A 1,851-nucleotide genomic window follows, 5' to 3' on the forward strand; every position below is an offset into this window, starting at 1 on the left:
GACGCCCAGGTGGTAGCGCGCAACATCCAGTTGCCCCTTGCTGACAAAGACCTCGTGTGCCCGGTTGTGGCCGCCGCCGCTGGCGGCCACCTGGATGCGGCCGCTGGCGTTTAGCGTGTGCGTACCGCCGCCGCTGATGTAAATGCCGTAGGCGTTGGCGTCGCGGCCAGCTTGCGCCTGGGCGTTAACCATGAGCAAGCCATGCTGCTCGATTGTACTGTCGGTGCCTTTAACCATAATGCCGTAGGCGTTGCCGCTGGCGAAGTTGAAGCCACCGTCCAGTTTGCTGCCGCCGCTGGCGCTAACTTCCAGTGTGCCCAAGTTGGTGATTCGGCTACCGTCGCCTTCGGCGTACAAACCGTACGCGTAGGCGCTGGCGAGGCGCGAAGGCGTCTGCTGGCCGCCTTGTGCGCTGACCCGGATGCTGCCTTCGTTGCTCAGCGTATTGTTGTCGCCGTTGGCTTCCATTCCGTAGGCGTAAGCCTTGTTGCGGCTATCCAGACTGCCGCCTTGTGCCGTCACGTCGATTTGTCCGCGGTTACCGAGAGTATTATTGTCGCCCATGGCGGCCAGGGCGCTAGCGCGGGCGTTGCCTTCGCAGGGCACGCCTCCGCACTGCTGGCCGCCGATGTGTCCACCCTGTGCGCGCACCGCAATGGAGCCATCGTTGCTGATTTCATTACCATTACCGCTAGCGGCGAGGCCCCAGGCTTGCGCCGCGCCGCTGGTGGCCTGCGCCGCAACGGTGAGCCGGCCCAGGTTGGCGATCCGCCCGTCCTGCAGGACGGGCTGGCTCCAATCGTAAGGGTCTGCGGCCAGCATGCCCGCCGCCTGTGCCAACCGGCCGCCGCTGGCGCTGACGTTGACCTGGCCGCGGCTAAGCAGGGTGGACGCCGTGGCGACCAGCGTGAGTGGTGTTTTTGCCATGCCGATGGCCATTGATTCGCCGGCTGTTGCCGTGGCCGCCGCGTGGACGTCGAGCCGGCCACTGTTGTCGATCCGTCTAGCCTCTTCGCTGACCTCAGCCATCCCCCCTGCCGTGGCACTACCACCCTGCGCACGGGCGACGATCTGGCCGCTGTTGCGCATGTCTTGCGTGCCTCGTGCTGCAATAGCCATGGCGAACTGATCGCCATCGGCCGCGACCTCGATCAGGCCGGTGTTGTCGAGGGTGCTGCCTTCCAGTATCGCGCCGTTGACGTAGGCCTGTTGGCCGCTGGCGTGCACGCGCAGCGAGCCGTGGTTGGTCAGTCCGCCGCCGTCATCAAGCTGGACTCCGTAGGCGGCGGCCGGCCCGCCGCTGCGGGCGGTGATCTGCAGTGAGCCCTGGTTGACGAAACTCGCGCCGTTGGCAGTGCTGATCACACCGGTTGCGGCAGCAACTTCATCTTCGGTGTCGCCGACGACCGTCAGCGAAAGCTGGCCGCGGTTGCCGCCGCTGCCGGCTAGGCCCAGCAGGGTTGGAAAGCTACCGTCTGCCGGTGCGTCCAGCTCGAAAACATGGGTGCCGTCCTGCCACTGTCCGTCGCCGAGGACGGGGAGTAGCGGCACGAAGGGGTCAAACGGGTTGGCGTGTGCCGGGCTGCCGATCAGCAGCAGAGCGAGGGCGAGTGGCGTTAGCCGAATGTGTATGATAGGGAGCATACATGCTTACCTGTATCGAATATTAAATACAGATAGCATGCAGGCGTTCTCATAATCTTGTGTTGAGATGAATCAATATCCGAATGGAATTCAAATATTCCTACGAAAATCTTAATAGAATTAATCTGCAATTGAGGCGTACAAGCGTCCCACCTGTAATCCCAAGATGAAACGAGCATCCTCGGCTTTTTCTTAAGTCAGAAACGA

1 protein-coding gene is annotated in these 1,851 nt (G+C 62.7%); it reads right to left on the reverse strand.

Features of this window, described 5'->3' with window-relative positions:
- The coding region (locus M3P88_RS15765; RefSeq protein WP_249616945.1) for a pectate lyase-fold domain-containing protein at positions 1–1,644 on the reverse strand (1,644 nt) is incomplete at its 3' end.
- Positions 1,645–1,851 lie beyond the last annotated feature (207 nt).

It is taken from the genome of Craterilacuibacter sp. RT1T, assembly GCF_023502145.1.
Taxonomy (GTDB): Bacteria; Pseudomonadota; Gammaproteobacteria; order Burkholderiales; family Chromobacteriaceae; genus Craterilacuibacter.